The following is a 24324-nucleotide window of genomic DNA, read 5'->3' on the forward strand; positions in this document are numbered from 1 at the left end:
CGCTCACCCCACTCTCTCATGCCCATCACCCATTTCCTGTTCGACCTCGACGGCACGCTCATGGACAGCGACGCCCTGCACCACGCCGCCTTCAACACCATCCTGGCGCGCTGGGACCGGCACATCGACGTGGAGTACTACAAGACCCACATCATGGGCGCCTCCAACGCCATGATCTTCGGCCATCTGTTCCCGGGCATGCCCGCCGAGCAGTACCTTCCCCTGGCCGAAGAAAAGGAAAGCCTGTTCCGCTCGCAGCTGGACCAGCGCGTCGAACCCACCCCGGGCATCGAGCGCCTGCTGGAGCACATCCGTCGCATCGGCGGGCGCAGCGCGGTGGTGACCAATGCGCCGCGCGCCAATGCCGAGCTGATGTTGAAGGCCACCGGCCTGGCCGGCCAGTTCGATACCCTGGTGATCGGCGACGAACTGGCGCGCGCCAAGCCCGATCCGCTGCCCTACCTGACCGGCCTGCAGTTGCTGGGCGGCGAGGCCGGCGCAGCGGTCGCCTTCGAGGATTCCAGCTCAGGCGTGAAAGCCGCCAGCAGCGCCGGCATCTGGACCTTCGGCATGCTCGGCGGCCTGGATGAGGCGCGCCTGCGTGCCGCCGGTGCGCATGCGGTGATCCGCGACTTCAATGCTGCGGCGCTGTGGGACAAGCTGGGCGAACAGGCCTGATTGCCTGGTCGCGTCACTGCCCGATGCGGTAATCGGGCAGGAAGCACAACAGCGTCGGCGTCATCGCGATGAGGTCGCAACCGGGGACTGCGTGGCGCCAAGGTGGGATCGCCCCATTACCTGCGCTATCAGCTGGCCCGGATCATCCAACCATGGCTACGCGCCTATTATCCGCAGAGACAATTTGCGACCAGGACAGGAGCTGATACGGTGCGCGCAACGCCTAGGCATCGATGCAGAGGGTGAAACAAGGCGCCGCCTTGACCAGACTGCAGAGACGGATTGCTCTAGGCATCTGCATGGACAAACATGAACAAGTCGCGCGTCGAGGCATTCAGTGATGGCGTCATCGCCATTGCGATCACCATCATGGTTCTGGAGCTCCACACTCCGGACTCGGCGTCGCTGGATGCACTGCTGAGCCTGGCGCCGCAGATATTGAGTTATCTGCTCAGCTTCATCTATGTGGGGATTTACTGGCTCAACCATCACCATCTCTTCAGCATGGCCGAACGGGTAGATCGGTCTGTGCTGCTGGCCAATCTCAATTTGCTTTTCTGGCTCTCGCTGATTCCCTTCGTGACCGGATGGATTGCCGGTCATCATCGAGATAGCTTGCCGGTCGCCTCATATGGCGTTGTATTGCTGATGTGTTCCGTTTCATTTCTCTGGTTGAAGCTGACGCTGCGCGATGCGGTAAAAGACCATCCGCTTGCGGCGACCGCCATAGGAAACAGCAGGAAGAACAAGTGGTCGATCCTGCTATATGGGATGGCGATCGCTTCATCCTTCTGGCTGCCTCTGGGCGCCTCATTGCTCTACGTGATACTGGCGCTTCTGTGGTTCATCCCGGATCGTCGATTCTCAAAACTTCTGCAGAACTAGGCGACGAAATCAGTCGCCTGGGCATCAAGCGCTGGGTAGTACCGAGATTTTTCAGCACACTTACCATTCCATCTTGGTGTGCAAGGAAAGCCATTGCGATATATTTCGGAGCGATTGCAAAACATTCGGGTCCATCGGTAATTGCAAACTTCAAAAGAGCAATTCAATAAAGAGACCGCATCCGGATGCCGTCTGCTTGCTTGCGAAAGACATCCTTAAATTCTCGCCCATCGACATGCCGAACAGAATCCACTCTCCCATCCCGATCCTTAGAATCTTCGACGAAGGAAAGGCGCTGTCCTTTTACATTGATTGGCTCAATTTCCGGATCGATTGGCAACATCGTTTTGAGAAACACTTGCCGCTGTATCTGCAGATTTCCCGCGACGGCTGCGTGCTGCACCTCTCGGAGCATCATGGGGACGCCTGCCCCGGCTCCGCTGTGCGCATTCCCCTGGAAGACGTGGATGCGCTGTACGAGGAACTGAAAAGCCGTCCGTATTCCGGATACTTCCCCGAGGTCCAGGCAACGCCTTGGGGAAGCCGGGACATGTCGATTCTCGATCCCTTTGGTAATCGGCTGGTCTTCACCACCGATACCGGAAACAATTGACGGCAGCCATTGGCCGGCCGTACGGACGAAGCTGAGCAGCTGACTCAGCAAAGGCCGCACACGCCGCCACCAATCCCCCAGCGCCGCGACGTGTCGATCATCCCCGCGCGGAGTCCGCTGGCAAGGGCTGACGAAACTCCGCCACGATCAGCGCAACCAGGATCAGCACCGGCGCGATCAGCCCGGCAAAGCCGATCGCATGATAGGCAAAGGCCGCCGCGATCGCCCCCACGCCGAAGGACAGCACCGGCCACACGAACTTGACGCAGCGCTCGGTCGTGCCGGCGTCAGCCGCGCCGCGCAGCATGTCCACCACATCGATCACCACCTGGGTGACGTTGCCCGTCATCAGCGAGGTCGGCGCAAGATGCGCCAGCAAGAGCCGGCTGATGGCGCTATGCACGCCCATCGACGCCGTGCCCAGGAGGCCCGCCGCCATCACCCAGCCCGCCGTGGGCGATTGCACAGGCGCAGCGGCCACGCCGCACACCATGAAGCCCAGCAGCAACACCAGCTGCAGCAGCAGCGACCAGCCCAGCGCGCGGCCCTGGCGGCGCTGGATGGCGGCGATGAACAGGCGCGCTGCCGCCACGCCCAGGATGAAGGCGGGAAAGGCCAGGAACTTGAGCAGGATGGACATCTGCGAACTGTCGGCCAGCGCCGCGCCGATGAGGATGAAGTTGCCCGTCACATGGGCGGTGAACAGGCCGAACAAGGCGATGAAGCCCAGCGTATCGACATAGGCGGCGAGAAAGGCCAGTGTGGAAGACTGGAGGCGGTTGCGTTGGGCGGCAGCATTCATGGGGGGGCTCGCTGTTAGGGCGTCATTGGACTCAAGGGGAGGCCGCCACCATAGCATCGCGATGAAGGTCCGCCCATTATCCCTGTGGATAAGACAAGTCCGGATGGGATTGTCAGGGCGGCAAGATCAAGGTGGCGAAGAGCGCCCAGGGCAGAGCCTGGCGCATTTTCTACAAAAAACAGCACATTCGTACAATCCAAAGCCGGGCTGAATGCAGATCATAGGCTGCATTGCAAAGCACGGCACCGGGCGTCTCGCCGCCCTCCCAAGTACGCCATGCCTTGCGCAGATTTCGCAACAGAGCATGACGGACATTCCCATGGAAAGAACAGTATTTGTCGTCGACGACGACAACATGGTCAGGACCGCCTTGCTGCGCCTGCTGGCTTCGGCCGGCTACGCGGCCCACGGCTTTGCCTCAGCCGATGAATTCCTGCAGGCCCGCCTGCCAGCCGTCCCCTGCTGCCTGCTGCTGGACATGAAGATGCCCGGCTCGGACGGCTTCGAGGTGGTGCGCCGGCTGGAGCGCCGGGGGGACGCCATTCCGGTGATCTTCATTTCCGGTTACGGAACCATCCCCACCACGGTGCAGGCGATGAAGGCCGGGGCGCATGAATTCCTGACCAAGCCGATCCAGGACGAGCGCCTGCTGGGCGCAGTCGAAGAAGCGCTGCAGATCGCCGAGCGGCAATTGCAGAGCCGCACCGAGCACGCGGCCTGCACCTCGCGGCTGGAGACGCTGACCCCGCGTGAACGCGAAGTACTGGAGCTGGCCATCGGCGGCCTGCTCAACAAGCAGATCGCCACCGAACTGGGCATCAGCGAAATTACCGTGAAGGTCCACAAGCGGCGCGTGATGGACAAGATGCAGACCAAGACCCTGGCCGACCTGGTGCGGGCGGCGGAGCGGCTGCAGATCAGTTCGGCGCGGCAGCGCTAGGGCGCTGTGGCGGCCTGGCGCATCATTGTCCAGGCCCGCCGCCCAAGGCCGCGGCATTGCGCTCGATCGCCCTCTGCACGCACCACGACAAGGGCAAGGTCAGCAGCAGCAACCCCGCCAGTATCTGCAGCGCGCTGGGAATGCTGGTGAGGTCGCCGAGCCGGCCGAAGAGGATGGGCGCCAGCGCGCCCGCGCCGATGGTGCCGGTATAGAAGCGCGCAAAGGCCTGGTCGCGCTTGCCGGCCTCGGCCAGTTCGGGCACTGCGCCATAGAGCACCGAGGAGGTGCCGTTGAGCGCCAGTCCCAGCAGCGGCAACAAGCTCATCAGCCAGGTCAGCGGCAGCCAGATCGCCAGCACGATGCACAGCGCCGTAGTCGCTTCGGTCACCCACACCGTCTTCATCATGCCAATGCGCGCACCCAGGTAGCCGCACAAGAGCTTGCCAAAGGCGCCGCCGACGAACAGCAGCGACAACGCCACGCCGGTGGCGGCCGTGCCCGCCCCCTTGCCTTGCAGCAGGAAGGGCAGGAAAGTCAGGAAACCCATGCGCACGGCGCTGTCGATGGTGCCGGTGCCCAGCAGCGCCCACAGACCTTTGCCGGAGCCGCTGCGCTGCGGACCGCTCTTCTTGCCGGCGGCAGCCTGGCCGGTATCGGCGGGGATCAGACGCCACAGCAACAGCGCTGCGGCCAATCCGAGGAGACCGACCAGCGCCGTGCCCACTTCCCAGCTGGCGACGACCAGCAGCAGGCCGAGCAGGCCAGGGATCAGGGTCTTGCCGATATCACCGGCAAAATTGTAGTTGGACAGGGCTTGCTTGACCTTGCCGCTGTCCTCGTAACTCTCGGCCACCAGCGACGACGCCAGCGGATGCTGGGTGCTCGCGCCCAGTCCCCCCAGCACCAGCGCCAGCAGGAGCCAGCCGACATGGCCGGCCAGGCTGGCCAGCAGGTAGGCGCTGCCGGCCAACGCGGTTCCCCCCACCAGCAGAGCCTTGCGTCCCCAGCGCCGCGCCAGCCGGCCGGCCAGCAGCTGGCACCCTGCCATCACCCCGGAATACGACCCCCTGAGCATGCCCACCATGGCGTAACTGAGGGCGAACTGCGACTGCCACAGCGGCAGCAGCACATACACCACATCGGTGAGGCCATCATGGACGGCATGGGCGCTGCAGGCGGCAAAGAGGCTGCGTTTCCTGGCGGCGGCGGGCGGTGTCTCCGCGGTCGGCGTCCGGGCGGCGGTGGTCTGGAGGGTCATGGCGTGGATGTCATTATCGTTATCGGCGTGGCAAGGCACGGGGCCGGCACGCAGCGTTACGATTCTACCTCGCCTGTGGATAAGACAAAGCGGGCGCTGCGGCCGATCTTCACCAGTGCTTACATTCTTATTGAGCGGGAATAACGTCTGCGTATAAAATTCCGTACGGAAACAATTACGCTGCTTGCTTGCGGTAGAGGGCTGTGGAAAAGATAAAACAGTCCTCCCGGCCAGCCCATCCCTGACCAAGAGAACCCTCACACCGATGAAGTCACTGAAGACCGCCGCACTGATCCTCGCCACCACCACCACCCTGCTGCTGGGCGGCTGCGCCAGCTACGACTACACCGACGCCCCGCCCACCTTGGGCGTGCTCTACTCCAAATACCTGGTCATCGGTTACCCCGGCGACATCCAGCCTATCAATGAGGTCGGGGTGGTCACGACCGATGGCCTGATCCAGATCCACTCAGTCGATGGCAAATCGGTCAACACCTTGCGCCGCATGAAGGAGAGCGGTTTCTATTCGGGCGGCCGGTATCAGCTGCACCTGCTGCCGGGCACGCATACGCTCGGCATGGGCTTCCACGATGACCGTGGCGGCCCGAGCAAGTCGTGGTCCACTTCGGACATCACCAAGGTCATCGAGATCAAGGCCGGCTCGGTGGTGCATCTGTCGAAATGGGAGTCGGGCTATCGCTGGGGCGCCAATATCAACGATGGCGCAGCGGCGCTGCCGACCATCACCGCAGACTTCGAGAGCCTGCGCACGCGCACGCCGGACTGAGGCGTGGCGGCTCTCGAACCCGACTTCACCAGCGATAGCTGGCCGTAGCGAGGACGCTGCGCTGGTCGCCGTAGTAGCACATCGACGCCGTCGTATCGCAGTTGGTCAGATAGCGCTTGTCGGTCAGGTTGCGCAGGTTCAGCGCCAGGCTCCAGCGGGCAAAGTCATAGCCCAGCAAGCCGTCCAGCAAGGTATAGCCGGGCACCTTGACCGGTGTGCCGCCGCCATTGCCGCTGGTGGCGCTGACATAGCGCGCACCCAGCCCCAGCCGCACGCCATTGCCCAGGCGGTGATCCCCCCACACCGAGAACTGATGGAGCAGAACAGCCGCGGCCTGCTTGCCGATCTCGGCTGGACGGCTGCTGGCGGTGACCACGGCGCGCGGCGTGTAGCTATAGGCGGCGGTCAGCCGCAGCGCCGCCATGGGCTGGGTCACCGCTTCCAGTTCCAGACCGCGCACGGCGATCTCGCCCTTCTGGGTCGGCATGAAATTGGCGTCGTAGCTGATGTAGTTCTGGCGCTTCAGGTCGAACAGCGCGGCGCTGTACAGATCATTCGTGCCGGGCGGCTGGTAGCGCAGGCCGACTTCGGTCTGCTTGCCCGTCTCGGGGCCGAAGGACTGGTTGGTCAGTGGATTGACCGTGGCCGTGGGATTGAAGGATTCGGTATAGCTCAGGTAGGGCGCCAGACCGTTGGCCGCGTGATAGAGCACGGCCGCGCGCCGGGTGAACTTGCGATCGGTGCTGCTGGTGCGGCTGCCATCGAGGCGGTTGTCCACGGTACTGCTGGCGCTGTCATGGCGGCCGCCCAGCGTCACTTCCCAGCCATTGTTCCATTTGATCTGGTCTTGCAGGTAGATCCCGGTCTGCGTGAGCACGGCGCGGTTATCGCTATACGGTGCAGGCACCACGAAGGGTCCATTCGGATAGCTGGGCGCGGCGATGTTGAGCAGCGGCGCACTGCCGCCGCTGAAGCTGACCGCATCGAAACGGCTGCGCTGGTAATCCACCCCCGCCAGCACGGTGTGACGGACTGCACCGGTGCTGAAGTCGGCCTGCAACTGGTTGTCGATGCTGAACATGGTGGCCGATTCACGACTGCCGAAGAGATTGCGGGTGAGGTTCTGGAAATTCACCGGGTCATTCGGATTGGCGGCATTGAGGGTGGCGAAGCGCGGTGTCTGCACGGCCCGGTAATCGGTGCTCATATGCCCCACCCGCGCGCTCTGGGTGAAGGCGAAGCGCTCGTCGAAACGATGCGCCAGGCGATAGCCGAACAGCTCCTGGTCCTGGCTGAAGTGGTCGAAGTGCGGATTGCCCGTGTACAGCTCGCTGGGAATGGTGGTGCCAATGGCGGTGGGCACCAGTGAGCCTACCAGCGGCCGGGTACGGGTATAGACGCCGCCCTGGTCGCGCAGCAGCGCGGCCTGCAAGGTCAGCGAAGTCGCGGCGCTGATCTTCCAGACCAGCGAAGGGGCCAGGTAGAGGCGGTCATTCTTCATCCCGCCGGCGGGCAGTTCGGCATCGCGCACCACGCCGATGACGCGGTAGAGCAGCCTGCCGTCGGCGTCAATGGCGCCGCCGATATCCGCGCCGACCTGGCGCCGCCGGTCCGATCCCAGTTGCACCTGCAATTCACGCGGGGCGTCGGCGCTGGGCAACTTGCTGACCACGTTGACGACCCCGCCCGGCCCGGCCTGTCCATACAGGACCGAGGCCGGACCGCGCAGCACGGCAAGTTGCTCGATGCCGTAGTTCTCCGTACGCCAGACCGCGAAGCTGTTGGCATTGCGCAGCGGCAAGCCATCCAGGTAGAAGCCCGGGCTGTAGGCATCGAAGCCGCGCAGGTTGATCCAGTCATAACGGGAATCCGACCCATAGGGAGAGATGTTCACCCCCGGGGTATAGCCCAGCGCATCGCGGGCGGTGGTCGCGCCCATGGCCGCGATGCGCTCGGCGGTCACCACCGAGATCGACTGCGGCACCTCGATGAGGGGCGTGGCGGTCTTGGTGGTGCTGGCGCTGTCGCGCGCCGTCCAGCGCTGTTCGCCAGGATCGGCGCTGGCGCTGATCTGGATGGCCGGCAGGCTGCCCGATGCCGCAGGGGTGGTGGCAGCGGACGGCGTCGCCGCCTCGCTGGCCGGCACCAGTACATAGCCCGAGGCGGTCTTGCCGATGCGATAGCCGCTGCCGGCCAGCAGCGCGTCGAAGCCGGCTTGCACGCTATAGCTGCCCGCCAGGCCCGGCGAGTGCTGCCCCTGCAGCTTGCCCGACTGCAAGGCCAGCGGCACATCGGCGGCCTGGGCAAAGCGGGCCAGCACTTGCTCCAGCGGTCCGGGCGGGATATCGAAACGCTGCTGCACAGCCTGCGCATGCAGTGCAGCCGTGACCATGAGGGCCGGGGCCAGCGGCCACCATCGTGGCGACAATGCGCGCGGGCGCGATAGCGGGGACATGTGGGTACGCCTGAACAAGCTCATGCTGGTCTTCCTCTCCGTTCCTGGATGATCGATGGCACAGGGCCAGCGGCGGCCCTGTTGGATGGACTTCACAGGACATGACGCGCCAGAACGGCAAACCCGCAAGGCAATGAAAAAAACCGCCGGCTCAGGAGGCCGGCGCCAGATCGATATAGGTCAGATAGGGCGTGAACTGCCGCACCCGCAGGCCGGGCACGCCATCCACCAGCAATTGCAGGGCGCGCTGGGTATCGTCCAGCGGCAACACCACGGTCATGTGCAGACCTGCCAATTGCGCCTGGTCGTAGAGGATGCGGCCAGGACGATGACGATTGAGTTCGTCCAGCACCTCGGTGAGCGGACGGGCGTTGCTGACCAGCTGGTGCCGCCGCCAGGCGCGCTCCAGCGCCGCCGCATCGATGTGCTCCAGCGGCCCGGCGGCGCCGCCATGCAATCGCACGCGCTGCCCTGCCTCCAGCACCAGCGGGGCCTGCGTGGTATCGGCGCCGGGCTGGATGGACACCTTCGACTCCAGCATGCTCACCAGCGTGCCCGCCCGGTCACGGCGCACCAGGAAGCGCGTGCCCAGCGCCCGGATGCTGCCGTCGGCGGTCTGGATCACGAAGGGCCGCGCCGGGTCGCGCGCCACCTCCACCAGCAGTTCGCCCTGGACCAGCTCGACGGTGCGGCGCTGCGCATCGAAGTGGAAATTGGCGGCGCTGCTGCCAGAGAGCAGCAGGCGCGAGCCATCAGCCAGGGTGCGCGCATCCCAGTGGCCGGTGGCCGTGCGCATGTCGGCCAGCAGATAGCGGGCCGGATAGGCCTGCAAACCCAGCCACAGCGGCAGGCCGATGCAGCAGGCCAGCGCCAGCGCAGCCACGGCGCGACGGCCACGACCGGGCCGCGGCGACGGCGCCATGGCCGCTTCCAGGCCGGCCAGCAGCGGCGACGGATCGCCCTGGGCGCTGTGCAAGAGGCCCTCGCAATGCGCCAGCACGCCCTGCAATTCGCGCGCGGCCTGGGCGTGCTGGCGGCTCTGGCCTTGCCAGCGGGCGAAGGCGGCGGCGGTTTCCTGTTGCTGGGCCGCGTCGCCGGCGGACAGGCGCACGATCCAGTCGGCCGCCATTGCGGTGATATCCTCGCTGCTGGCGCCAGGCTGCGCTGTCGGCTCCCTCATGCTATGCGCCCGGCGCTGCAAGATGACGGTGGCACTGGATCAGCGCCTGCGCCAGCCAGCCCTGCACGGTGCGCAGCGAGACGTTGAAGTGGCTGGCCAGCTCCTCCTGCCTGCGCCCCTGCACGTAATGCAGGATGAAGGCCTCGGCGGCCTCGGCGCGCGCCGCCTGCAGCGCCCGGCCCAGCGCCTCGATGGCCTGCACGGCTTGCAGGATGGTCTCGGCCGAGGGCGCATGCATGAGTTCGGGGCAGGCCCCGAACTGCCGTTCGAGCTGGTCCAGGTAGGCCTGGCGGATCTGTTGCCGGCGGCTGCGATCGATCAGCAGGTGACGGGCGGCAGTGACCAGGTAGGCGCGCGGTTCCTTGAGCGCGGAGAGCACGTCGCGGGTGGCGAGCAGGCGCAGGAAGGTGTCATGCGCCAGATCGGCGGCCTGCTCGGTACAGCCCAGCTTGCGGCGCAACCATGCGCGCAGCCATCCGTGATGGTCGCGATAGAGCGTTTCAAGCGGATCCACATGCAGCTCTTCCATGGCCGGCATCGAGTAGGAGAAAGAAGGGGCGCATCGCCATTGATGAGAATGCTTATCATTATAAACAATAACATCACGGCGGCGCTCGGCAATTTCAGCGCGCTCGCCTGCCGGCCAAGGCGAGGGTCCGGGCGCGCCTCAGCTGCGCCGGCGCAGCCACGCCGCCGGCCCCATCCCCTGTACCTGCTTGAAGACCCGGCTGAAGTGACTCTGGTCGGAAAAGCCGCATTCCAGGGCAATCGTGGTCATGCTCTTGCCACCCTCGTGCAACAGGCGGCACGCCAGGGCGATACGCTGCTGTTGCAGCCAGGCATGTGGCGACAGGCCGAAGCTCTGCTTGAAGGCGCGGCTGAAATGGGCGCGCGAGAGGCCGCTCTGGGCGGCGATCTCGGCCAGGCTCAGGCGCTGCGCCAGGTGCGAGAGCATGAAGTCGCGCACCCGCGCTTCCTGCCAGCCGGCCAGGCGACCCGCAGCGCTGGCCGGGCGCGAGCTCTGCTGGCCATAGCGCTGCCAGAGATGGGTGGTCAGGGCCAGCATCATGGAATCCAGAAACAGCGTCTCGCTGGCAACACTGGCAGCACCTGCGGCACCAGCCGTGCGGGCCGCCGGCAGCATGGCCTGGGCCAGATGGAACAGCACCGGGTCGGCCGCGCCCTGCACCGGGCGCAATTCGCCCACCGGGCGGGCAATCTCCTCGCCCAGCTCTTCCATGGCAGTGCGCGGCACCAGCAGGCGGACGTTTTCGTAGCCCGACAGATGCTGGCAACGCCATTGCTCGCGCAGGTCGGTCACCGCGACCTCGCCGCGCCGGTGCGCACCGGCATGCACCAGGCGCTGGCCGCGCCAGAGCTTGTGCTCGCGGAAATCCTGCAGCTGGACGATGACCGACCAGGCATCGGCCCCGGGAATCTCGATCACCGGCGCCGGCACGCGCGCCTGCGGCTGCGCCTGGGCGGCATGCACCAGGGCCATGCCATGCTGCAGGGGAATGAGCTTCATGAAGCGGGAGGGAGAATCCTGCATCGGGCGTTGTTAGTTTTGCTTCGGGGAAAAATAAATCCGGGTAGTACGGAGAATAACAAAATGGGCAGGACCTTGCGGGCCTGCCCATCTACCTAGTCCGGCCTGCGTTCAGAACGAAGAGCGGCCCGACTCGAACAGGAACCAGGCGCGCTGCTCGGCCTCGTCGATCCAGTTTTCCAGCAGGCTGGCGGTGGCCACGTCGCCGTGCTGGTCGCACAGTTCATGCGTGGCCATCATGAAACCGACCAGGCGCAGATTGTCTTCGCGCAGCTCGGCCAGCATGTCGGCGGGCGTGACGAAGTCGGCGTCGTTATCGGACAGCCGTTGCAGCTTGCCGATATGACCGGTGGAGCGCAAGGTGGTGCCGCCGATCTTGCGCACCCGTTCGGCCACCGCATCGGTGATGGCGATGATCTGCTGGGACTGGTCGTCCAGCAGCAGGTGGTAGTCGCGGAAATGCGGACCGGACATGTGCCAGTGGAAATTCTTCGTCTTCAGGTAGAGGGCGAAGACGTCGGCCAGCAGCATGGTCAATGCCCCGCCGACTTCCTGGCGGGCCTGTTCGGACAGCACGCCGGGCGTGGCCAGCGGCGCCATGCGGCGCTTTTCCAGTTGCTGGCGTTGGGTAGCATCCAGGCTCATGATCACCCCTTCAGGAAGGCCAGCAGGTCGGCATTGACCTGGTCCTTGTGGGTGGCGCACAGGGCGTGCGGCGCGCCGCTGTAGATCTTCAGTTGCGCGCCCGGCACCATCTCGGCCACCAGCTTGCCGGTGCTCTGCAGGGGCACGATCTGGTCGTCGTCACCGTGGATGACCAGGGTGGGGAAGTTGAACTTCTTGATGTCTGCGCGGAAGTCGGTGCCGGAGAAGGCGGTCACGCAATCCAGCGTGCCCTTGAGCGAAGCCAGCATGGCGATGTTGAAGGTCTGCGCCAAGACGCCAGGGCTGACGGCGTCAGCCTTGCCAGGACGATTGGTGCCGAAGAAGACAGCAGCGAAGTCGCTGATGAATTGTGCGCGATCCTTGAGCAGGCCTTCCTTGATGCCGGCGAAGACCTCGGCCGGCACGCCCTGCGGGAAGTCCGGGGCCTGGCCGAAGATGGGCGTGACCGCGCCCAGCAGCGCGGCCTTGGCCACGCGCTTGCTGCCGTGGCGGCCGATGTAGCGGGCCACGTCGCCGCCGCCCATGGAGAAGCCCACCAGGGTCGCGCCCTGCAGGTCCAGATGCTCCATCAGCTCGGCCAGGTCATCGGCGAAGGTGTCGTAGTCGTAGCCGCTCCAGGGCTGGCTGGAACGACCGAAGCCACGGCGGTCATAGGCGATCACGCGGTAGCCGCGCTCGGCCAGGAAGTTCATCTGGTATTCCCACATGTCGCCGTCCAGCGGCCAGCCATGGCCAAAGACGACTGGTTGGCCGCTGCCCCAGTCCTTGTAGTAGATCTCGGTGCCGTCGCGGGTGGTGATGGTGCTCATGGGTGTGCTCCTTGGGTGAGGGATGAGGGATGCCGTGCAGGACGCACCGCCTTGCGCAGAGTCAGGCAAGGCGGTGACGAAAAACTAAGTTTTCGTCCCGGCAAAACTTAGGGACTGCGTGGAGAGAACTTAGTGCCTACGGCTGAGCCATGCCATGTCCTACACGCCACTGGCCGGGACCGCACAGGGCGATGGCGGTGAAGATCACCAGCAGCAGCCAGCCGAATTGGCCTTCGGCAATGCTCCAGTCGGGATGCACGGCCAGCATGGCCACCAGCAGCACGCCGATGATGGGCAGGCAGGCCAGGCGGGTGAAGAGGCCAGCGGCGATCAAGAGCGGGCACAGCGCTTCGGCGAAGATGGCGGCCCAGAGTGATACGGTCGGACCGAGGCCGAAGGGATCTTCGATCACCGTCAGTTCGTGTGCGTAGTGCAGCAGCTTGGGCAGGCCATGCACGTAGAACAGCATGAAGCTGCCCGCCAGGCGAAGGAACAAGAGCCCCAGGTCCAGCGGCGGGACCGGCAGCGCCTGGCGTTGGGTGGGATGACGCGTCTGCATGATCAGCCCCTTGTCAGAACGCGAAGCAGCTGCATCCCAACGCGCCCCAGAAGCCGGCGAAGTTGGAGACCGGGACGCTGGACTTGCGCGCCACATCATGCGCGTGACCATGCACGCCGCAGGAACCCACGCACGCATGCGGCAGCGTGGCCTTCTTCTGGCGCGCGGCATCGGTCTTGGCGACGGCCCGGTAATGACCCGGCACCTTGGCCACCGGTGACCACTCGGGCAGCACCGGGATCTCACCGGGGCCGTGCGACGAGAACGGACCCGCGCCATAGACCACCTTGCCATCGACCACGGTCATGAGCGATTCGATGCCCTTGATCTCGTCTTCATGGACGCTGAAGAAGTCCGCCGACAGCACCGCCAGGTCGGCCAGCTGGCCAGCCTGGATGCGGCCCTTCTTGGCCTGCTCGCTGGAGAACCAGGCGCTGCCTGCGGTCCACAGTTCCAGCGCGGTTTCGCGCGGCAGGCGGCCCGCTGCGCCATACAGCTTGGCGCCACCCACGGTGCGGCCCGAGACCAGCCAGTACAGCGCGGTCCAGGGGTTGTAGCTGGCCACGCGGGTGGCGTCGGTGCCGGCGCCCACCGGCACGCCCATCTCCAGCATCTTGGCAATCGGCGGCGTGTGTTCGGCCGCCTCGCTGCCATAGCGGTCGATGAAGTATTCGCCCTGGAAGGCCATGCGGTGCTGGATGGCGATGCCGCCGCCCAGCGCCTTGACGCGCTCGATGTTGCGCTCGGTGATGGTCTCGGCGTGGTCGAACATCCAGTGCAGGCCGTCGAAGGGGATGTCGCGGTTGACCTTCTCGAACACGTCCAGCATGCGCGCGATCGACTCGTCATAGGTGGCGTGCAGGCGGAACGGCCAGCGGTTCGAGACCAGATGGCGCACCACGCGCTCCAGTTCTTCTTCCATGCCCTCGGCCAGGTCGGGACGCGGCTCCAGGAAGTCTTCGAAGTCGGCGGCCGAGAACACCAGCATCTCGCCGGCGCCGTTGTGGCGCAGGAAATCGTCGCCGTCACCGGGCTTGACCATGCCGGTCCACTTCTGGAAGTCGGCCAGTTCGCCGCCCTTGTTCTGGGTGAACAGGTTGTAGGCGATGCGGATGGTCAGTTGGCCATCGGCGGCCAGCTTGTTGATGATCTGGTAATCGTCCGGATAGTTCTGGAAACCACCACCGGCATCGATGGCGCTGGTCACGCCCAGGCGGTTCAGCTCGCGCATGAACTGGCGGGTGGAATTGACCTGATATTCCTGCGGCAGCGTCGGTCCCTTGGCCAGCGTGGCGTACAGGATCATGGCGTTGGGACGGGCGATGAGCATGCCGGTCGGGTTGCCCGAGGCGTCGCGCACGATCTCGCCGCCCGGCGGGTTGGGCGTGTCCTTGGTATAGCCCACTGCCTGCAGCGCGGCGCGGTTGAGCAGCGCGCGGTCATACAGGTGCAGCACGAAGACCGGCGTATCGGGCGCGGCGGCGTTCAATTCTTCCAGGGTGGGCATGCGCTTTTCGGCGAACTGGAACTCGGTCCATCCGCCCACCACGCGCACCCACTGCGGATGCGGGGTGCGGGCGGCCTGGTCCTTCAACATGCGCAGCGCATCGGCCAGCGAGGGTACGCCTTCCCAGCGCAGCTCCAGGTTGTAGTTCAGGCCGCCACGGATCAAGTGCAGGTGCGAGTCGTTCAGGCCGGGGATGACGGTGCGGCCGCCCAGGTCGATGACCTGGGTCGCGGCTTGTTTCAGGCGCATCACCTCGGCGGCGCTGCCGACTTCGAGGAATTTGCCGCCGCCGATGGCGACAGCCTCGGCGATGGGGTTTTGCTTGTCGACGGTGTGGATCTTGCCGTTCAACAGGATCAGGTCAGGGGTCACACTGGCTGCGGTCGTCATGGAGGCTCCGGGCATGGAATAGGGCAAATAGGGCGATTACGGCGATGAAGAGGGCGTATTGCGTACATGGTGCGCGCCGCTGCACAGGCAGCGATGATCATCCCATACGCTTTTATTGGTGATGGCAGTGTGCAAAAACGCCGTGCCAGCGTCTAGCTATACGAACAGATAATGGCAGCGCCCTGCCCGCTTGCCTATGATCGCCTCCGGCAGCCTGACTCCCGCTGCCCTGCCGGTGGGCGCCGTCTCTCCCCGACCGCCGGACCGGCGCTGTTCTCCCTACCCATCCCACCTACGGAACCATCATGACCACCAATACCAAGCTCGACGTGCTGACCCCGACCAATTGCCAGCTCATCATCATCGATCATCAGCCGCAGATGGCCTTCGGCGTGCAGTCGATGGACCGCCAAGCCCTCAAGAACAACGTCGTGGCCCTGGCCAAGTCGGCCAAGGTCTTCAACATCCCCACCGTCATCACCACCGTGGAAACCCAGGGCTTCTCCGGCTACACCTATCCGGAACTGCTGTCGGTCTTCCCCGAGCACGACATCCTGGAACGCACCTCGATGAACTCCTGGGATGACCAGAAGGTGCGCGACGCGCTCAAGGCCAATGGCAAGAAGAAGATCGTCGTGGCGGGCCTGTGGACCGAAGTCTGCAACAACAGCTTCGCCCTGTGCGCCATGGCCGAAGGCGACTACGAGATCTACATGGTGGCCGACGCCTCCGGCGGCACCTCCAAGGAAGCCCACGACTACGCCATGCAGCGCATGATCCAGGCCGGTGTGATCCCCGTGACCTGGCAGCAGGTGATGCTGGAATGGCAACGCGACTGGGCCCGCAAGGAGACCTACAGCGCCGTCATGGACATCGTGCGCGAACATTCGGGCGCCTACGGCATGGGCGTGGACTACGCCTACACCATGGTGCACAAGGCTGACCAGCGTCCGCACGGCAACCAGAAGACCCTGGCGCCGGTGCCGGCCAAGTAATCCATCGGCCTGCCAAGCTGCCAGCGCGCCGGCTCCCTGCGGGGTCGGCGCGCTGGCCTCAGAAGTCACGAATCACGAATCACGAGGAAACGGCCATGTCCGCCTACCTGATTTCATTGTGCGCCGGCATCCTGATCGGCGTGGTCTATGCCTTGTTCCGGGTGCGCTCGCCGGCCCCGCCGGGGATCGCCCTGGTGGGCTTGCTGGGCATGGTGCTGGGCGAACGCCTGGCCGCCAGCCTGCACCTGCTGGGCAGTTGAGAGGAAGCCTGCATGAAACCCTATCTGATCTCCCTGTTCATGGGCATCCTGGCCGGCCTGATCTACGCCGCCCTGCATGTGCAATCGCCGGCGCCGCCCATCATCGCGCTGCTGGGCCTGCTGGGCATGCTCATCGGCGAGCAAGTGGTGCCCATCGTCAGGCGCAAGCTGGCCGGAGAGCCGCTGACGGCTTCGTGGTTCCATCGCGAATGCATGCCGAAGATCACCGGGACGCCGCCGCCAGAAGAGCCTTGAGGGGCATTGACCATCCATCATGACGAGCGGGGGGGGGGAGAACATGCCGTCATCACATGGCGCCATCGCGGTGATCGATGACGACCACGGCGTGCGCGCCGCCTTGTGCAATCTGCTGGATTCGGCCGGGTATCGCAGTTGCCGGTTTTCCTCCGGGGAAGAGTTCCTGGCCAGCGACTGCATGCCGGTGGCGGTGTGCGCCATCATCGATCTGCAGCTGGCCTGCATGAGCGGGTTCGAACTGGCCGAGCGCCTGGCGCTGGCGCGGCCGGACCTGCCCTTACTGTTCATCTCGGCCCAGGTCACGCCGCGCCAGCAGCAGCGCGCCAGCGCACTGGGCGGCGCGTTGCTGGCCAAGCCGGTCGACGCCGATACCCTGCTGGCGCTGCTGACGGCCTGCCTGCTGTATGGTCGCCCATGAGCGGCGGCAATGCGGCACAATGCTGGCCTGATCCATCCGCTCCCGGAGCCCCGATTGTCCGCCCATGCGCACCTGCCCGCCGGCCCTGCCGACCCCGATGACAGCACGCGCCTGTTGCAGGCGCTGCGCGAACTGTCGGCACTGCTCGACCCGCTGCGGCTCAAGCCCGCCATCGCCCGCGCCGCCTGCGCAGTGACCGGCGCGCGCCATTGCCTGCTGGTGCGCACTACCCCGGAAGGCCTGCTGATTGAGGCCGAAGCGCTGTGCCAGGACCAGAGCATCCTCGACGCCAGGCGCAACCGGGCAGTCGCTGAAGACGAACTGCAGGGACTGCTGGCGCTGCCGCTGATGCACGGCCAGCAGGCGCTGGGGACGCTCTATCTGCAATGGGAAGCGGCCCTGCCGGAGCGCACGCGCGCGCTGGCTGCACAGTTCGCGGACTATGCCGCCGTCGCCCTCGCCAACGCCCTGGCGCATGCCCACCTGCTGCAGGAAAACGAACAACTGACCTGCGCCGAAAAGGAATTGCGCACCAGCCAGGAATTGCTGAAGCAGGGCGAGCGCTTCAACCATACCGGCAGCATGCGCTACCTGGTGCGCGAAGACCTGATGTACTGCTCCGACGAGCTGTGCCGCATCTACGGACTGGCGCCGGGCCGCAACTGCATCACCTACGAGGAATTCGCGGCCATCATGCATCCTGATGACCGCCAGGAAGTGGTCGAGACCGTCAATGCCGCCGTGGCCATGGGCGGCACCATCCGCGTGGAGCACCGCATCTGCCGCCAGGACACCGGCGAGGTGCGCTACCTGTCGGGCATCGGTAAGCCGATCTGGCGCGACGGCACCTTTACCGAATACGTCGGGACGGCCACCGACATCACCGTGCGGCGTCAGAACGAATACGCCATCCGCGCCGCCCAGATCGACATGGAGCGGGTCTCGCGGGCCAATACCGTGGGCCAGCTGACGGCCTCCATCGCCCACGAGATCAACCAGCCGCTCATGTCCATCGTGGCCAATGCCGGCGCCAGCCTGCGCTGGCTGGACCGGCCCGTGCCCGACCTGGAGCATGCGCGTACGGGCCTGCGCGACATCATCGCCGAAGGCCAGCGCGCCGGCGGCATCATCAGCGGCCTGCGCGACCTCACGCGCAACGCCGCGCCGGTGTGCGAGCGGGTCAACCTGCATGCGGTGATCCGCCACATCCTCACGCTCTCGCGCAGCGAACTGGAACGCCGCGAAGTGTCCTTGCTGCTTTCGCTGACACCCGCCGACGCCTTCGTCCTGGGTGATCAGGTGCAGCTGCAGCAGGTGATGCTGAACCTGGTGGTCAACGCCATCGAAGCCATGAGCAGCATGCCCGAGCATGCCCGGGTGCTGAGCATCACGGCCAGCAGCTGCGACGAGCAGCGCATCGAGGTCAAGGTGCAGGACAGTGGCGAGGGCATTGCGCCGGAGGCGATGCGGCGCGTCTTTGACGCCTTCTACACCACCAAGGACAGCGGCATGGGCATGGGACTGGCGATCTGCCGCTCCATCATCGAAAACCATCGCGGCCGCCTACGCGTGGCCGCCGCCCAACCCCACGGGGCCCTCTTCAGTTTCGACCTGCCGCGCGTACCGTGATGTCTGATCTGCCTAGCGCAGGCGGCGTCGCCACGCGCCGGGCGTGCTGCCCACCACCTGCGAGAACACCCGGCTGAAATGGCTCTGGTCGTAGAAGTCGCAGGCCAGTGCGATCTCGGCCAGCGTGAGCTGGGTGCTGCGCAGGTACTGCTGCGCCATCTCCACCCTTTGCACCATGAGCCACTGATGCGGCGTATGGCCGGTGCTGGCCTTGAAGGCGCGCAGGAAATAGCTGGCCGACATATTGCATTCGCGGGCGATCTCGGGGATGGAGACATTACCCTTGACCTTCTCCAGCAGCATCATCTTGGCGCGCTCTTCGTGCAGCCGTGACAGCGGCGCGGTGCGCAAGGTGGGCGCGGGTGCGCCGCCATAGCGTTGCAGCAGATGGGTGCCCAGGGCCACGCCAAGCTGATCAATGAAGAGACGGCTGTCGGGGTCCGGATTGGCCAGCGCCGGCGTGAGCGCATAGGCCAGGTGCTGCAGCACCGGATCGTGCTGGCCGGTAACCGTGGCCAGGCCGGCGACCCGGCGGCGGCGCAGCTCATCGCTGGCGGCGGCGAACCAGGACAAGGGCATTTCCACCAGCAGGAAATCGAAGGGCGCTTGCAGGTCGGCGCGATAGTCTTCGGAGAAATCGCGGGTATAGATAGCGCCAGGGGCGAACTCGAACTTGGCGCCCTGGCGGCCGCGGAAGATGCTGCGGCGATGCGGGGCCAGCGAGATGCCCAGCAGGAAGCCCCGGTCCGACGCCGGTGTGACGACCTGGGCGATTTCCTCGCCTTCGACGCGCTTGCGATAGAAGCTGAAGTCGCTGCCCTGCAGCTCCTGGCTATGCTTGAGGCTGCGTGCCGAACAACCCAGCGAGTCGCTGCGCTCGGCAATGGTAGACAAAGGGGCCAGTGCAGCCATGTTGGACCTCGTTGTAGAGCGGCGCTCCCGGATGGCGGCGCCGTGGCAGGATTCTACCCGGCCTCAGGATTGCTTGCGCTGCGCCTCGGCCAGCATGGCCTGGCCCAGCGCCTCATGACCGCGCGCCACCAGGGTGTGGCCGGCGCCTTCGATATCACGCACCTCTTTGTTCTGGCTGAGCTTGCGCTTGCCTTCCAGGCGCGTGATCTCGATCTCGATGCCGACGATGGCCTTGAGCAGGGTATCGGTAAAGTCGGCGGGCGCGTCCGACATCTTCCAGGGCTTTTCCTCGCCGGCCTCGTGGGTGCGCGTCAGGCGCGCTACCACGCCGCGCAGGTAGCGCTCGTCGTCGCGGATGGTGACGCGGCCATGGGCGTGCGCCACGCTGTAGTTCCAGGTCGGCACCTGGCGGTGCGCCTCATGCTTGCTGGGATACCAGCTCGGCGACACATAGGCGTCGCCCGCCGAAAAGACCACCAGCACCGGGTCGCCATCGGCCAGCTCGCGCCACAGCGCATTGGCGCGCGCCACGTGCAGGTGCAGCGTACCCAGGGGGCCCTGCGCGGTGTCGAGGTGACAGGGCAGATGGTTGGCGTCCAGACCGCTGGCGGTGTGCGAGACCAGCACGCCGAAGGGATGGGCGGCAATCAGCTGGTGCAGGCTGGCGGTATCGTTGTCGGCGAAGTGGGCGGGGATGTACATGGCGGTCCTGGCGGATGGCGGATGGCGGATGGCGGAGCGCCTTATTGTAAGGGCATTGCCGCCACCGATGCCGCCGCGCTCTTCAGCGCACCTGCGCCGCCTGGCCGGACGGGGCCGGCATGGCCGAGCTGGGCAAGCCGAAGATGCGGTCGAACAGCAGGTTGAACAGGTAGGTGTAGATCATGAAGAAGACGATCAGGCCCAGGTCCAGCACAAAGGCGTTCCACAGGCTGATATCGAGCCACCAGGCGAACAGCGGCACCAGCATCAGCACCAGCCCGCCCTCGAAACCGATGGCATGGGCGGCGCGCCGGGCGAAGTTGCGGCCACGCCGGGGCTGGCGCGCCTCCCAGCGTTCGAACAGGCCATTGAAGATGAAATTCCACACGAAGGCGATGGTCGAGGACGCCACGGCAGCCGCCGTGGCGTGGCCGCTGTCATGGCCGCCCAGGACCGACAGGCCGACGGTGGTGAAGACGATGGCCAGCGCCTCGAACAGGCAGGCATAGACCAGTTTGCGTTTGAAACCTTGCATGATGAACTCCGGACGATGGAAGGCGCATGGCGTTGGCCCGGCGGTGTTGATCAATGTTGCTGCGAGCACATCCGCACCCATGGCGGCCTTGGGAATGGCGTCATTCTATGGTTTAATTTTTGATAGAAGAAATCAGCTTCTTTCAATTTTATTGATAGGTAAATGGATAGGTGAAACCGTCATGGCCTTCTCCAGCGACAACGTCAGGGTGTTTCTCGCGGTACTCGACAGCGGTTCGTTTTCGGCGGCGGCGCGCGAGCTGGGCCGCGTGCCCTCCTCGGTGAGCATGACCATCAGCCAGCTCGAAGCCGAGCTGGACCTGCAACTGTTCGACCGCACCGCCCGCGACGCCCGGCCCACCGACATGGCGCGTGCGCTTGAACCGGATGCGCGCCTGCTGGCCAGCACCCTGCGCCAGCTCGATGCGCACGCCCTGGCCATGCACCAGGGGCTGGAGCGCAAGCTGACCCTGGCGGTGGCGCCGGAACTGCTCTCCGCGCCCTGGGCAAAGCCGCTGGCGGTGCTGGCTCAGGAATTTCCTTCGCTGGAGGTGGAGGTGCTGTCCTCGCCGCAGGCCGACGCCATGCGTATGCTCTATGACGATACGGCGCAGCTGGCGCTGGTGTTCGAGCGTCCGGCCGGCAATGATCGCGAGGCCTTCCAGGAATTCAGCAGCGAGATGCTGGTGGCGGTGATCGCGCCAGACCATCCGGCCTTGCGCCGCAAGAAGCGCAAGCTGCGCTATGAGGACCTGTACGACATCCGCCAGATCGCCGTGGCCAGCCGCGATGCACGCGTCTCGGACCCGCGCTTCTTCCTGGCGCGCCAGATCTGGCGCACCGACAACCACCTGGCCACGCTGTCGCTGGTGCGCGAAGGGCTGGGCTGGGCCTACCTGCCGCAGAGCCTGGTGCAGGCGCAGATCGAGGCCGGTGCGCTGACGGTGATCGACTTCGACAACATCAGCAACCAGCAGCGCCAGTGGGTGGACGTGGTGTGGTGCAAGGACAGGCCACTGGGGCTGGGAGCGCAGCGCTTCGTGGCGCTGATGCGCGAGATGGCGCCGGCGCGGCGCAAGCGCAGGTGAGATGCATTGACGGAAGAACATCCGTCACCCCCGTTCGGACTGAGTAGGCCCGCAGGGCCGTATCGAAGGCGCTACCCCGCTTGCGTCTTCGATACGCGGCTGCGCCGCTACTCAGTACGAACGGTCTTTGGCTGCGCAACGTCAATGTTCGTGGCGCTGAGGCGCGAGACAGAGCCGGCGCGGCCAAAGCGCAGATGAAAGCATTGCCGGAAAAGATGCGCACACAAGCAGCGCCAACTGCGTCTGATGCTCCTCACGTCGGACGGGCATGAAAGAATGACCACATCCATCACCAACCGTTCGGACTGAGTAGGCCCGCAGGGCCGTATCGAAGACGCTACCCCGCTTGCGCCTTCGATACGCGGCTGCGCCGCTACTCAGTACGAACGGTCTGTAGTGGAGCAACACCAATGTAAGCACTATATCCGTTTCTATAACTTTTCTGGATCTCCCTCCTTGGGAAGAAGACCCAAGAAAATTAGTTTTCAGGGTATCACCCTGGCCCGGCTCTTGGCCGCCAGCAATTGCACCAGCAACTGGTCGCGCTCGGCGGCAATGTCGGTGGAGGTCTTGCCGGCCATCTGCTCTTCCACGCCTGCGCGCACGGTCGCCTTGAGCGCATCGGTGAGCGCGGGCGCGCCGAGGTCGGCCCACCAGCTTTCTATCGGAGCGCCCAGGTGGTCCAGCAAGTGCTGTATCCCGCCCTCCCCGCCCGACATGTGCAGGTTCAGGTAAGGCCCCATCAATGCCCAGCGCAGGCCGGGGCCGTAGGCGATGGCCGTGTCGATGTCCTCGGTGCTGGCCACGCCCTGCTCGACCAGGTGGAAGGCTTCGCGCCAGAGCGCTGCCTGCAGGCGGTTGGCGATGTGTCCCTTGACTTCCTTGCGCACGTGGATGGGCTTCTTGCCGATGGCGGCATAGAAATCCAGCGCCGTCTGCACCGCCTCCGGCGAAGTCTGCGCACCGCCGATCACTTCCACCAGCGGGATCAGGTGCGGCGGATTGAAGGGATGGCCCAGCACCACCCGCTGTGGATGGCGGCAGGCTGCCTGCACCTTGCTCATCAAGAGGCCCGAGGAACTGGAAGCCAGCACCACCTGCGCGGGCAATGCCGCATCCATGCGCCGGAACAGGTCGATCTTCAGGTCTTCCCGCTCGGGGCCGTTCTCTTGCACGAAGTCTGCGCCTTCCAGCGCCGCTTCGAGCTGGTCGTAAAAGCGCAGGCGCTCCTGGGAGGCGTGCTCGGCCAGGCCCAAGGCCTGCAGGCTCGGCCAGTGGCGCGCGATGGCTGCGCGCAGCTTCTGCTCGGCCTGCGGCATCGGATCGACCGCGCTCACCTCCAGGCCCTGCGCCAGGAAATAGGCGGCCCAGCTGGCGCCGATGACGCCGGTGCCGACCACGGCCACGCGGGCGATCCCCGACTTGGTCTTCCCTTTGATGCTGACTTGTTGCTGCATTGCTGTCTCCTCAGTGGATAGAAGTGTCATGCGGGAAAGAATATCGCGAATAAGGTAGCTAATCTCGAATTATTACGAGGCCTCCCAGGGCAGTTTCGAGAGGGCGCTGGGCTACGATAGCGAACAAAGCTTTCACTCTAATCGACTTCTGAACGAACGCCATTCGCCATGTTCCTGTACCTTCCCTTCATTCTCGCCTTCCTGACTGTGCTCGGTATTGCACTGGGCTGGAGAACCTTCAGCAATACCCTGTGGCTGGCCACCATGGCGGTGACCTTGTGGTGGTTCGGACGCTATGTGAGCGTGCCGCACTGGATTTCGCTCTGACCGGGAGGCCGTCGTGAACCGATCCATCGTCTTCACCCCGCGCGAGCCGGTCATGCCGGGCGGGCTCGTGCTCAATGGCCTGTGCCTGCTGGCGGTGAGCAATTGCCTGGTGGCGCTGCTCTATACGGAATGGTACCTGCGGGTGCCGCCCTGTGAACTGTGCATGCTGCAGCGCACCGGCATCATCCTCACCGGCATGGGCTTCATGAAGAATCTCTGCCAGGGCGTCAAGAGCGCGCACTACGGCGTGGCGCTGCTGGGGGCCTTGCTGACCGGCCTGATCGCCCTGCGCCAGCTGTGGATGCAACCGGTGGCGGCCATGCTGAGCCAGCCGGTGTGCCTGTTTGCAGCCTTGTTCGCACTGGTGGCCATCATCGTCATCGCCTGCCTGCTGGGCGTCAAGAGCGCCGAGTATCCCGGCACCCTGCTGCTGCTGCAGACCGCCGAGGCGACGGACGAGAAACATGGCGTGCCGTGGGGCCGCATCCTCGTGTGCGCGGTCTTTATCGCCACGGTCGCCGTCACCCTGTCCGGCAGCATGATCAACTGCACCAGCGCCACCTGCGGTGCGAGTGTGCTGGAGCGGCTGGGCACGCCCTGAGCACGCCGAAAAAAAAACGGCGCAGCGGGTCCGCAGACCAGGTGCGCCGTGCAAATAACGGCTCA

The 24324-nt window shown here is 65.3% G+C and carries 27 protein-coding genes; 13 read left to right on the plus strand and 14 right to left on the minus strand.

The features are described 5' to 3' along the window. Positions 1 to 18 precede the first annotated feature (18 nt). The 3 genes from ACP92_RS22465 to ACP92_RS22475 all read left to right on the plus strand — a co-directional run bounded on the left by ACP92_RS22465 (position 19) and on the right by ACP92_RS22475 (position 2176). Positions 19 to 678, plus strand: coding sequence for an HAD family hydrolase (locus ACP92_RS22465; RefSeq protein ID WP_041311337.1), 660 nt, complete (start codon positions 19 to 21; stop codon positions 676 to 678). 309 nt (positions 679 to 987) lie between these two features. Then, positions 988 to 1563, plus strand: coding sequence for a TMEM175 family protein (locus tag ACP92_RS22470; protein WP_013236425.1), 576 nt, complete (start codon positions 988 to 990; stop codon positions 1561 to 1563). Positions 1564 to 1798: 235 nt separating this feature from the next. Further along, a complete protein-coding gene (locus ACP92_RS22475) occupies positions 1799 to 2176 on the plus strand; it encodes a glyoxalase superfamily protein (RefSeq protein WP_013236426.1) in 378 nt (125 codons plus the stop codon). A 97-nt stretch (positions 2177 to 2273) separates the two neighbouring features. Here the strand turns inward: ACP92_RS22475 and ACP92_RS22480 are convergent, their stop codons facing one another. After that, a complete protein-coding gene (locus ACP92_RS22480) occupies positions 2274 to 2978 on the minus strand; it encodes a YoaK family protein (RefSeq protein WP_041311338.1) in 705 nt (234 codons plus the stop codon). 319 nt (positions 2979 to 3297) lie between these two features. On the opposite strand from ACP92_RS22480, the gene ACP92_RS22485 reads away from it, so the two are divergent. Then, on the plus strand, positions 3298 to 3918 hold the full coding sequence (locus tag ACP92_RS22485) for a response regulator transcription factor (protein ID WP_013236428.1): 621 nt from the start codon (positions 3298 to 3300) through the stop codon (positions 3916 to 3918). A gap of 22 nt (positions 3919 to 3940) precedes the next feature. Here ACP92_RS22485 and ACP92_RS22490 read toward each other — a convergent pair whose 3' ends face one another. Continuing rightward, complete coding sequence (locus ACP92_RS22490) at positions 3941 to 5176, minus strand: MFS transporter (RefSeq protein WP_013236429.1); 1236 nt, start codon at positions 5174 to 5176, stop codon at positions 3941 to 3943. A gap of 265 nt (positions 5177 to 5441) precedes the next feature. Here ACP92_RS22490 and ACP92_RS22495 point away from each other — a divergent pair, with 265 nt between their 5' ends. After that, positions 5442 to 5963 (plus strand): hypothetical protein, encoded by a 522-nt coding sequence (locus tag ACP92_RS22495; RefSeq protein WP_013236430.1) that lies wholly within the window; start codon positions 5442 to 5444, stop codon positions 5961 to 5963. 25 nt (positions 5964 to 5988) lie between these two features. Here the strand turns inward: ACP92_RS22495 and ACP92_RS22500 are convergent, their stop codons facing one another. From ACP92_RS22500 to ACP92_RS22535, 8 genes are all read right to left on the minus strand, one after another. Next, complete coding sequence (locus ACP92_RS22500) at positions 5989 to 8418, minus strand: TonB-dependent siderophore receptor (protein WP_232284883.1); 2430 nt, start codon at positions 8416 to 8418, stop codon at positions 5989 to 5991. A 151-nt stretch (positions 8419 to 8569) separates the two neighbouring features. Further along, entirely contained in the window at positions 8570 to 9598 is a 1029-nt protein-coding gene (locus ACP92_RS22505) for a FecR family protein (RefSeq protein ID WP_013236432.1), read from the minus strand. 1 nt (position 9599) lies between these two features. Then, positions 9600 to 10127, minus strand: coding sequence for a sigma-70 family RNA polymerase sigma factor (locus ACP92_RS22510; RefSeq protein ID WP_081441950.1), 528 nt, complete (start codon positions 10125 to 10127; stop codon positions 9600 to 9602). A 138-nt stretch (positions 10128 to 10265) separates the two neighbouring features. Beyond that, positions 10266 to 11150, minus strand: coding sequence for an AraC family transcriptional regulator (locus ACP92_RS22515; RefSeq protein WP_013236434.1), 885 nt, complete (start codon positions 11148 to 11150; stop codon positions 10266 to 10268). 108 nt (positions 11151 to 11258) lie between these two features. Beyond that, on the minus strand, positions 11259 to 11792 hold the full coding sequence (locus ACP92_RS22520) for a Dps family protein (protein WP_041311340.1): 534 nt from the start codon (positions 11790 to 11792) through the stop codon (positions 11259 to 11261). Positions 11793 to 11794: 2 nt separating this feature from the next. Next, positions 11795 to 12622, minus strand: coding sequence for an alpha/beta fold hydrolase (locus tag ACP92_RS22525; RefSeq protein ID WP_013236436.1), 828 nt, complete (start codon positions 12620 to 12622; stop codon positions 11795 to 11797). 136 nt (positions 12623 to 12758) lie between these two features. After that, a complete protein-coding gene (locus ACP92_RS22530; RefSeq protein WP_013236437.1) occupies positions 12759 to 13181 on the minus strand; it encodes a DoxX family protein in 423 nt (140 codons plus the stop codon). Positions 13182 to 13194: 13 nt separating this feature from the next. Beyond that, positions 13195 to 15078 carry an amidohydrolase gene (locus ACP92_RS22535; RefSeq protein ID WP_013236438.1) on the minus strand — a complete coding sequence of 628 codons (1884 nt, stop codon included), beginning with the start codon at positions 15076 to 15078 and terminating at the stop codon, positions 13195 to 13197. 305 nt (positions 15079 to 15383) lie between these two features. Here ACP92_RS22535 and ACP92_RS22540 point away from each other — a divergent pair, with 305 nt between their 5' ends. The 5 genes from ACP92_RS22540 (at position 15384) to ACP92_RS22555 (ending at position 18638) form a co-directional block, all read left to right on the plus strand. Next, a complete protein-coding gene (locus tag ACP92_RS22540; RefSeq protein ID WP_013236439.1) occupies positions 15384 to 16073 on the plus strand; it encodes a hydrolase in 690 nt (229 codons plus the stop codon). 95 nt (positions 16074 to 16168) lie between these two features. Continuing rightward, positions 16169 to 16333 carry a DUF1427 family protein gene (locus tag ACP92_RS24455; protein WP_013236440.1) on the plus strand — a complete coding sequence of 55 codons (165 nt, stop codon included), beginning with the start codon at positions 16169 to 16171 and terminating at the stop codon, positions 16331 to 16333. Positions 16334 to 16345: 12 nt separating this feature from the next. After that, entirely contained in the window at positions 16346 to 16588 is a 243-nt protein-coding gene (locus ACP92_RS22545; RefSeq protein ID WP_013236441.1) for a DUF1427 family protein, read from the plus strand. Positions 16589 to 16631: 43 nt separating this feature from the next. Beyond that, positions 16632 to 17009, plus strand: a complete 378-nt coding sequence (locus ACP92_RS22550; protein WP_013236442.1) for a response regulator — start codon at positions 16632 to 16634, stop codon at positions 17007 to 17009. A 54-nt stretch (positions 17010 to 17063) separates the two neighbouring features. Beyond that, positions 17064 to 18638: a sensor histidine kinase gene (locus tag ACP92_RS22555; protein ID WP_013236443.1), complete on the plus strand. Its 1575-nt coding sequence runs from the start codon at positions 17064 to 17066 to the stop codon at positions 18636 to 18638. A gap of 12 nt (positions 18639 to 18650) precedes the next feature. Here ACP92_RS22555 and ACP92_RS22560 read toward each other — a convergent pair whose 3' ends face one another. The 3 genes from ACP92_RS22560 to ACP92_RS22570 form a co-directional block, all read right to left on the minus strand. Beyond that, a complete protein-coding gene (locus tag ACP92_RS22560) occupies positions 18651 to 19550 on the minus strand; it encodes a helix-turn-helix transcriptional regulator (RefSeq protein WP_013236444.1) in 900 nt (299 codons plus the stop codon). A gap of 63 nt (positions 19551 to 19613) precedes the next feature. Then, positions 19614 to 20252, minus strand: coding sequence for an FMN-binding negative transcriptional regulator (locus ACP92_RS22565; protein WP_013236445.1), 639 nt, complete (start codon positions 20250 to 20252; stop codon positions 19614 to 19616). 82 nt (positions 20253 to 20334) lie between these two features. Beyond that, entirely contained in the window at positions 20335 to 20787 is a 453-nt protein-coding gene (locus tag ACP92_RS22570) for a PACE efflux transporter (RefSeq protein WP_013236446.1), read from the minus strand. Positions 20788 to 20968: 181 nt separating this feature from the next. On the opposite strand from ACP92_RS22570, the gene ACP92_RS22575 reads away from it, so the two are divergent. After that, positions 20969 to 21874, plus strand: a complete 906-nt coding sequence (locus ACP92_RS22575) for a LysR family transcriptional regulator (RefSeq protein ID WP_013236447.1) — start codon at positions 20969 to 20971, stop codon at positions 21872 to 21874. A gap of 485 nt (positions 21875 to 22359) precedes the next feature. On the opposite strand, the gene ACP92_RS22580 is transcribed toward ACP92_RS22575, so the two are convergent. Next, positions 22360 to 23331: a 3-hydroxyacyl-CoA dehydrogenase NAD-binding domain-containing protein gene (locus ACP92_RS22580; protein ID WP_013236448.1), complete on the minus strand. Its 972-nt coding sequence runs from the start codon at positions 23329 to 23331 to the stop codon at positions 22360 to 22362. A gap of 168 nt (positions 23332 to 23499) precedes the next feature. Here ACP92_RS22580 and ACP92_RS24940 point away from each other — a divergent pair, with 168 nt between their 5' ends. Together ACP92_RS24940 and ACP92_RS22585 are read left to right on the plus strand one after the other, a co-directional pair. Continuing rightward, entirely contained in the window at positions 23500 to 23658 is a 159-nt protein-coding gene (locus ACP92_RS24940) for a hypothetical protein (RefSeq protein ID WP_167578398.1), read from the plus strand. 13 nt (positions 23659 to 23671) lie between these two features. Further along, on the plus strand, positions 23672 to 24259 hold the full coding sequence (locus ACP92_RS22585; protein ID WP_013236449.1) for a disulfide bond formation protein B: 588 nt from the start codon (positions 23672 to 23674) through the stop codon (positions 24257 to 24259). Positions 24260 to 24324: the final 65 nt, after the last annotated feature.

This window comes from Herbaspirillum seropedicae (genome assembly GCF_001040945.1).
Lineage (GTDB): Bacteria > Pseudomonadota > Gammaproteobacteria > Burkholderiales > Burkholderiaceae_D > Herbaspirillum > Herbaspirillum seropedicae.